This window comes from Aquabacterium sp. UBA2148 (assembly GCF_002328915.1).
Taxonomy (GTDB): Bacteria; Pseudomonadota; Gammaproteobacteria; order Burkholderiales; family Burkholderiaceae_C; genus Aquabacterium; species Aquabacterium parvum.
In genome coordinates this window covers 1-8,268 of sequence record NZ_DCXA01000112.1, presented here as the reverse complement: position 1 = coordinate 8,268, position 8,268 = coordinate 1, and the positions used below count along the sequence as shown (strand labels likewise).

Genomic DNA, 8,268 nt, shown 5'->3' with positions numbered 1-8,268 from the left:
CTGACCGCCCTGGTGCGATCCGGCGAAGACGACGGCGAGGCCCGCCTGCCGTTCGAGCCCTGGCTGCACACCCACCTGCACCGCCAGCACCGGGTGATGCGCCGCCACGTCCGCGAGCACCAGCGCCTGAGCGACGAAGACGCCCACCGCTTGCGCCGCCGATTGCGCAACCTGCGCGACATCATCCACCTGTTCACGGCGGCACGGGTGCCTTCGTCCTTCGAGCGGGCGCAAACCGAAGCCATCGCCGCTTTAGGCCGGCTGCAGGATGAAACGGTGGCACGGGCGCGCTACCAGGCCGCCTCGGCCCTGGATCCGCGCGCCTTGTTCGCCGCAGGATGGCTGCTGGGCCGGCGCCTGCGCACCCGCACCCAGGCCCGCCGGGCGCTGCGCCAATGGGCCCGCTGCTCCGCCCCCTGGTGAACCTTTGGACTTGAGGCTTCAGCGCTGAATGGTCACCGTGGGTGAGGTGTTAACGCCACCCACGGCCTGTTGTGCCAAGGCTGCCTGCACCGCAGCCAGGTCGGGAAGCACGTTTTCCGCGCCAAAGGTGTCTGCATCGCGACCGCTGCGGTGCATCAGGCTCAGCGGCTGCTCGTTGAGTCCGCACAGCATCAGCCTGATCTGCTTGCGCGCCAGCGTGCGCTGCAATTGCACCAAGGCGTCCAGGCCCGAGGTGTCCATCGAGATCAGCCGCGACGTCTCCAGCACCACCACCCTCGTGGCCGGCGGCAGCTGCTCAGGCAGGTCTTCCACCTTGCCCACCGCACCAAAGAACAGCGAACCATACAAGCGGCACAGCCGAACCTGCCCAGGCACCTCACCCGAGGCCAAGCCCGGCACGTGGCCCGGCAACTCGCTGGCTTCGACGCGAAACAGCGTGCTCATGCGGTAGATGAAGAACAGGCAGGCCAGCACCAGCCCCACCTCCACCGCCACCGTCAGGTCGAAAATCACCGTCAGCAAGAAGGTGCCCACCAGGATGGTGCGGTAGGTGTAGTGGTACTGCTTGAGGTGAGCAAAGGCCTGCCACTCGCCCATGTTCCAGGCCACCGACAGCAGGATGCCCGCCAGCACCGGCAGCGGCACGTGCACCGCCAGCGGGGCGGCCACCAGCACGATCAACAGCAGCACCAGCGCGTGCACCATGCCCGCCACCGGCGAGGTCGCGCCCGAGCGCACGTTGGTGACCGTGCGGGCGATGGTGCCCGTGGCCGGGATGCCGCCGAAAAATGGCGTGACCACGTTGGCCACGCCTTGTGCCATCAGCTCCTGGTTGGGGTCGTGGCGCGGCAGTTCGGTCAGGTTGTCGGCCACGCGCGCACAAAGCAGCGACTCGATGGCGCCCAACAAGGCGATGGTCACCGTGGGGATGAACAGCTGGCGCATGCCCTCCCAACTGAACTCCGGCCAGACAAAATCGGGAAGCCCATGAGGGATGCCGCCAAATCGGCTGCCAATGGTGGCCACCGGCAGCGACAGCCAGGCCGTGGCAGCGCCAAACAGGATGATGGCGACGATGGGCCCTGGCAAGCGAGCCACCACGCGAAAGGCCCTGGACGACTGCCAGGCCGGCGGCGCCAAGCCGTCTTTGGCAAAAGCGCGCGGCCAGAGGGTCACCAGCGCCAGCGCCGCCAGCCCCATGCCCACCGCCAAGGGGTTGACCTGATCGGCATGTGCCCACAACGTGCGCAACTGCCCCACGAAATCAGCCGGCATGTGGGAAGGGTCGAGCCCCAGCAGGTCCTTGAGTTGCGACAGGGCGATCAAGACCGCGATGCCATTGGTGAAGCCGATGACGATGCTCACCGGGATGTAGCGCACCAGCGCCCCCAGCCTGAACCAGCCCATGAGGAACAGCAGCCCACCCGCCAACACGGTCGAGATCAGCAGGTTGGCCAGACCGTAACGCTCGACGATGCCGTAGACGATGACGATGAAGGCCCCGGCGGGCCCGCCGATCTGAACGTGCGAGCCGCCCAAGGCCGAGATCAGGAAGCCGGCGATGATGGCCGTGAACAGGCCCGACTCCGGTTTCACGCCCGAGGCGATGGCAAAAGCCATGGCCAGCGGCAGGGCCACGATGCCCACCGTCAGGCCCGCGCTGCAGTCGGTCAGCAGGCGATGGCGGTCGTATCCTTGCAGCGCGTCGAGCAGGCGCGGCCGAAACGGCGCCAGTGGCAATTGGGCCAGCCAGGCGCGCAGGTTCGTGCCGGCGCTTCTCAGTTGTTGTGGGTCAGGGCGTTCCATCAGCCCCGATTGCACAGCAAGGGTCGTGCCGGGTCAACGGCACCTGCCCTCAGCGGATGCGCATGCCCGGCTCGGCGCCTGGGAAGGGCTCGAGCACGTACACGCCCGGGTTGGCCTTCTCGTCGGTGTGCGAGGCGGCCAGCACCATGCCCTCGCTGACGCCGAACTTCATCTTGCGCGGCGCCAGGTTGGCCACCAGCACAGTGAGCTTGCCGATCAGCTGCTCAGGCTGGTAGGCCTCCTTGATGCCACTGAACACATTGCGGTGGCGTCCCTCGCCCACGTCCAGCGTCAGGCGCAGCAGCTTGGTGCTGCCGTCGACGTGCTCGGCGTTGACGATTTTCGCGATGCGCAGGTCCACCTTGACAAAGTCGTCGATGGTGATGGTTTCAGCGATGTCTTCGCCACCGGGCTTGGGCGCCTCGGCCACCGGGGCCGGCGGTGCTTCGAAGAGGGCATCGAGCATCTTCACATCGACGCGCTGCATCAGGTGCTGGTAGGCGCCAATGGTGTGTTCGCCCAACAGTCGGCCGACGTCGGAGAAGGTCAGCGGCTCGACTCTCAAGAAGGCCTCGACGTGAGCGGCCACGGCCGGCAGCACCGGCTTGAGGTAGATGCTCAGCAGGCGGAAGGCCTCGATGCACACGGTGCAGACCTCTTGCAGGCGCGCGTCAGCGCCTTCCTGCTTGGCCAACTCCCAGGGCTTGTTGGCGTCCACGTACTCGTTGACGCGATCGGCCAGCAGCATGATCTCGCGCAGCACCTTGCCCAGCTCACGGGCTTCGTACTGCTCGGCGATGCTGGCACCACCGGCCTGCAGCGTGGCCAGCAAAGCCTTGCCCTCATCGCCGATGGCAGCGGTCAGCTTGCCCTCGAAGCGTTTGGCCAGGAAGCCTGCCGCACGACTGGCGATGTTGACGAACTTGCCCACCAGGTCGGAGTTGACCCGGGCCATGAAGTCGTCCTTGTTGAAGTCGATGTCCTCGACGTTGGCGTTGAGCTTGGCGGCGATGTAGTAACGCAGCCACTCGGGGTTCATGCCCAGGCTGAGGTACTTGAGCGGATCGAGGCCCGTGCCGCGGCTCTTGGACATCTTCTCGCCGTTGTTGACGGTCATGAAGCCATGCACGTTCACCTGGTTCGGCAGCTTGCGGCCGCTGAACTGCAGCATCGCGGGCCAGAACAGGGTGTGGAAGTAGGTGATGTCCTTGCCGATGAAGTGCACCTGCTCCACGGCGGGGTCGGCCATGAATTCATCGAAGCTGCGGGCCTCGCCGTACCTGGCCTTGGGGCCGCCGGCCGCGAAGTAGCTCTTGAGCGAGGCCAGGTAGCCGATCGGCGCATCCAGCCAGACGTAGAAGTACTTGCCGGGGGCGTCGGGGATCTCGATGCCGAAATAAGGCGCGTCGCGGCTGATGTCCCAGTCGCCCAGGCCGCCCTCACCGTTTTCGTCTTTGGTGAACCACTCCTTGATCTTCTTGCTGACGGCGGGCTGCAGCTTGCCGTCCTGCGTCCACTGCTCCAGGAAGCCCAGGCAGCGCTGATCGGACAGCTTGAAGAAGTAGTGGTCGGAGGTCTTGAGCACGGGCGTGGCACCCGAGAGCGACGAATACGGGTTCTTGAGCTCGGTGGGCGCGTAGACGGCGCCGCACACCTCGCACGAGTCGCCATATTGGTCCTTGGCCGCGCACTTGGGGCACTCGCCCTTGATGAATCGGTCGGCCAGGAACATGCCCTTTTCGGGGTCGAAGAATTGCTCGACCGGGCGCACGTCGATCAGGCCCTGGGCCTTGAGCTCGCGGTAAATGCTTTGGGCCAGCTCGTGGTTCTCGGGGCTGTCGGTGCTCGACCAGTGATCGAAGCTGATGTGAAAGCCGTCGAGGTAAGGCTTGCGGCCTGCAGCGATGTCGGCCACGAACTGCTGCGGCGTCTTGTTCACCTTCTGGGCGGCGATCATGATCGGCGCGCCATGGGCGTCGTCGGCTCCCACGAAGTGCACCTGATGGCCCTGCATGCGCTGGAACCGCACCCAGATGTCGGCCTGGATGTACTCCATGATGTGGCCGATGTGGAAGTGACCGTTGGCGTAAGGCAGCGCGGTGGTGACGAAGAGCTGGCGGGGCATGGTGTGAGGAGATGGCGATCGCAAGGAGGGGATTTTAGGCTGCCGGGGCCGCCCCACTCACCCGCATGGAGGAAGGCCCTGACCGAAGGCCTTCTCCTGGGGCGATCCGGGCTAGACTGAACGCCCCGATCGAGCCCCGAGCTCCCACCGCCTGTTTGCCCGTTTCCATCGCATGACCGCTGTTTCCTCGCCCCTCGAATCCGCTGCCCTCGACGCTTTGCGTCAATTGCCCGATCCGCTGACAGGCCAGGACTGGGTGTCGAGCCGTCGCGTGCGCAGGCTCAGCGTGTCCAACGGGCGAGCGGAACTCGACATCGCCCTGGGGTACCCCGCGCGTTCGCAATGGCCCGCCTTCACCAGCCTGATCGAGGCCGCGCTCCGTCAGGTCGAAGGCATCCGCGAGGTCGCGGTCAACTGGTCCACCGACATCGTCGCCCACCAGGCCATGCGCGGTCAGGCCCTGCTGCCTGGCGTGAAAAACCTGGTCGCCGTGGCCTCTGGCAAGGGTGGCGTGGGCAAGAGCACCACCGCCGTCAACCTGGCCCTGGCCCTGGCGGCCGAGGGCGCTCGCGTGGGCATGCTCGACGCCGACATCTATGGCCCCAGCCAGCCCCTGATGCTGGGCCTGTCCGGCAAACCCGACAGCCCCGATGGCAAGACCATCACCCCCCCCATCAACCACGGCCTGCAGACCATGTCCATCGGCCTGCTGATCGACGGTCAGGCACCGGCCATCTGGCGTGGCCCCATGGCCACCCAGGCCTTCGACCAGATGCTGCGACTGAGCAACTGGGGCGCCCCCGGTGAGCCGCTCGATTACCTCATCGTCGACATGCCCCCGGGCACCGGCGACATCCACCTGAGCCTGAGCCAGCGCGCGCCCATCACGGCGGCCGTCATCGTCACCACGCCGCAAGACATCGCACTGCTCGATGCCAAGAAGGGCTTGCAGATGTTCGAAAAGGTGTCGGTGCCGGTGCTGGGCATCGTCGAAAACATGGCCACCTACTGCTGTCCGAACTGCGGCCACGAGGCACACATCTTCGGCCAGGACGGCGGCAAGCGCCTGGCCGAAACCTGCAGCGTTCCCCTGCTGGGCTCGATGCCGCTGGACCTGGGCATCCGCGAACAGGCCGACAGCGGCCGTCCCACCCTGGTGGCCGAACCCGATGGCAAGGTGTCCGGCCTCTACAAGGCCATGGCCCGCCTGATGGCCGCCGGCCTGTCGAAGCTGCCCAAGGACTACAGCGGCAAGCTGCCTGGGGTCAGCGTCGCACCCAGCGAAGGCCCGAGCGCTGGCCAACCCGGCTGAGGCCCACCACCTCGCCAGCGCCGCTTGCGCCCCACCCCCTCGCCCAACTGCACACCGACCACAGGAAAGACAGCCATGGCACCAATGCTGTCCGCCGACGACGCCTGGTTCGACCTCGTGCCCCTGGCCCTGATCGAATTCAACGAACACGGCCGCGTGCTGCGCGCCAACTCGGCGCTCAGCGCCCTGCTGGGCTACGCCACCCTGCCTGGCAGCAACCTGGCAGAAGGCGCTTCAGCCTTGCAACGCCTTTGCGGCTGGGACTCTCCGCTGACCCTGCTGGCCCTGGGTCCCGAAGACGCGCCCCTGCAATCTCGGGTGCACCAGTCACGCGGCCAGGCCGACCTGGTGAGCCTGCACAGTCAGGTCTGGACGGTCGCCAACCCATCGCCGGAGCAGCCCCGCCAGTACCTGTGTGCCATCCGCGAAGCCCCAGGCAACGAGCCCCTTGACTCGCCTGGCATCCGCATCGCCTCCGACGCGGACGCCGACCCGCTGCCCGACCAGGCCGTGCTCTTGCACGAACTCAGCACCATCCTGGAAAGCACGCCAGCCGGCATCGCCTACCTCCGGGACGACGTGCTGGTGCGCTGCAACCGGCGCTTCGAACGCATGCTGGGGCTGCCTCCGGGCTCTCTGCCCGGCCAAAGCCTGTCCGTGCTGCTGGGCGCCGACCCGCGCATCGAGCGAGCGGTCACCCAGGCTGCCCGGCAGGTGCAAGAGCACAGCCAGCACGAGACCGACATCGAGATCGTCCTGCCAGGGCATAACACACGCTGGTACGCCCTGTCCGTCAGGCGCATCGGTGAGTCGGCCGAGCCGCTGGAGCTCATCGTGGTGCTCTCGGACATCACCCGCGCTCGGCAGCAGCAGGCCCAGCTCGAATCGCTCGGTCGTGACCGCGACCTCATGTTCTCGCTCTCGGGCGTGGGCATCGCCTTCGTGCGCGACGGCCACATCCAGCGCGCCAACCCGGCCCTGTCCGACCTCATCGGCGAGCCCGATGCCGACCTCACCGGTCGCGCCCTGCAGACCCTGTACGCCCCCGAACTCGACCTCAACACCGAGGCCGACGTGACCAGCGTGCTGCGCAGCCTGGGCCATTGGCAGGGCGAGCGCGCATTGCGCGTGCACGCAACAGCAGGACAAAACGCGGGCCAAGGCAGCCTGCAAGGCCTGTGGGCCGAGGTCGCCATGCGCCTGGTCAACCCAGCGCGCCCGGAAGAAGGCTTCATTGCCTCCTTTGTCAACGTCGATGCCCGCCACCGCGCGGAGTGGAACCTGACCCTGCAGGCCGACCGCACCCGCGCCATCCTCGACTCGGTGTTCGTGGGCATCGTCACCATCGACACCCACGGCATCGCCTGGATGAACCGCTCCGCGCGCCGCATGTTCGCCGGCGACCTCGCCGACTTCGTGGGCCAGCCCCTGAGCACCGTGGCCACCACCGACCTCGACCACCCCTTCCGGCTGACCGACTACCTCGATGGCCTGGAGGACGGCCAATCGCACACCTTCGAGTGCCAGGTGATGGGGCGAGACGGACGGGTGTTCTGGGTGGTGGGCAACGCCGTGGTCACGCTCGACGAGCTCGGCCAGCGCCAGGCCACCTACGCCCTGCTCGACATCGACCGCCGCCGTCAGGCCGAAGCCGAAACCGCCGAGGCGCAAGCCACCCTGCAGCGCATCATCGCCATGGCGCCCATGGCCATCCAGCTGATCGACGCGCACCACCTGACCCTGCTGCAGGCCAACCAGGCCAGCGCGCTGTTCATGGGGCAAGACCCATCCAAGGTCATTGGACTGCCCTTGGAGGCGGCCTTCCCGGCAGAGCGCGGACGCCAGCTGTGCACCGAGCTGCAGGCCGCGCTCGACAGCGGCAAGTCCCGCCACAAAGAACACGTGGTGGCCGCACGCAACGGCAACCAGGTCTGGGACGTCAACTACCTGCCGCTGAACGCAGATGGCGATGCGGCCGATCAGATCCTGCTGGTGGCCTCGGACATCACCGAGCAGCGCGCCGCCGAACAAGCGCGCCTGGAAGCCGCCATCGCTCAGCGCGAGATGCTGGTCAAGGAAGTGCACCACCGCATCAAAAACAACCTGCAGGGCGTGGCGGGCTTGCTCCAGCAGATCGCTGCGCGCAAGCCCGAGGTCGCCTCGGCCATCTCGGAGGTGGTCGGACAGGTTCAGGCCATCGCCCAGGTGTACGGGCTGCAGGTCGGCACGGGCGGTCCGCTGCGACTCAAATCCGTGGTCGAAGCCATTGCGCAATCGGTGCAACGCACCTTCGGGCGCCCCATCCAGCTCGAGCTCGAAGGCGCCAGCGCTGGCGACTGGCAATTGCCCGAGGCCGAGTCCATCCCGATCGCGCTGAGCCTCAACGAGTTGCTGACCAACGCCCACAAGCACGGCCCTGGCCAGCAAGCCATCCGATGCCTGCTGCAGTCGAGCGAAGCGGGCGTGCGCATCGACATCCGCAGCCCGGGCCAGTTGCCCGAGGGCTTCAACATCGATCGCGTGCCAGGTGGCGTGTCCGGCCTGGGCCTGGTGCGGGCGCTGCTGCCACGCCGCAGCGCCA

The 8,268-nt window shown here is 67.1% G+C and carries 4 protein-coding genes and 1 pseudogene; 3 read left to right on the top strand and 2 right to left on the bottom strand.

Features of this window, described 5'->3' with window-relative positions; translation table 11 throughout:
- Window positions 1-423, top strand: a pseudogene (locus B2W70_RS06090) (CHAD domain-containing protein); the annotation flags it as partial.
- 18 nt (window positions 424-441) lie between these two features.
- Here B2W70_RS06090 and B2W70_RS06085 read toward each other — a convergent pair.
- Both B2W70_RS06085 and metG read right to left on the bottom strand, forming a co-directional pair.
- A complete protein-coding gene (locus B2W70_RS06085; protein WP_286743841.1) occupies window positions 442-2,250 on the bottom strand; it encodes a SulP family inorganic anion transporter in 1,809 nt (602 codons plus the stop codon).
- A gap of 49 nt (window positions 2,251-2,299) precedes the next feature.
- Complete coding sequence (gene metG / locus B2W70_RS06080; RefSeq protein ID WP_286743840.1) at window positions 2,300-4,375, bottom strand: methionine--tRNA ligase; 2,076 nt, start codon at window positions 4,373-4,375, stop codon at window positions 2,300-2,302.
- 172 nt (window positions 4,376-4,547) lie between these two features.
- Between metG and apbC the strand changes: the two genes are divergently transcribed.
- Both apbC and B2W70_RS06070 read left to right on the top strand, forming a co-directional pair.
- Window positions 4,548-5,687, top strand: coding sequence for an iron-sulfur cluster carrier protein ApbC (gene apbC / locus B2W70_RS06075; RefSeq protein WP_286743838.1), 1,140 nt, complete (start codon window positions 4,548-4,550; stop codon window positions 5,685-5,687).
- Between the two features lie 75 nt (window positions 5,688-5,762).
- Window positions 5,763-8,268, top strand: a 2,506-nt coding sequence (locus B2W70_RS06070; RefSeq protein WP_286743836.1) for a PAS domain-containing sensor histidine kinase, incomplete at its 3' end; no start/stop codon positions are given.

Coding starts and splice junctions, on each gene's coding strand:
- B2W70_RS06085 (WP_286743841.1), bottom strand. CDS start 2,250: ATGGAACGCCCTGACCCACAACAACTGAGAAGCGCCGGCACGAACCTG.
- metG (WP_286743840.1), bottom strand. CDS start 4,375: ATGCCCCGCCAGCTCTTCGTCACCACCGCGCTGCCTTACGCCAACGGT.
- apbC (WP_286743838.1), top strand. CDS start 4,548: ATGACCGCTGTTTCCTCGCCCCTCGAATCCGCTGCCCTCGACGCTTTG.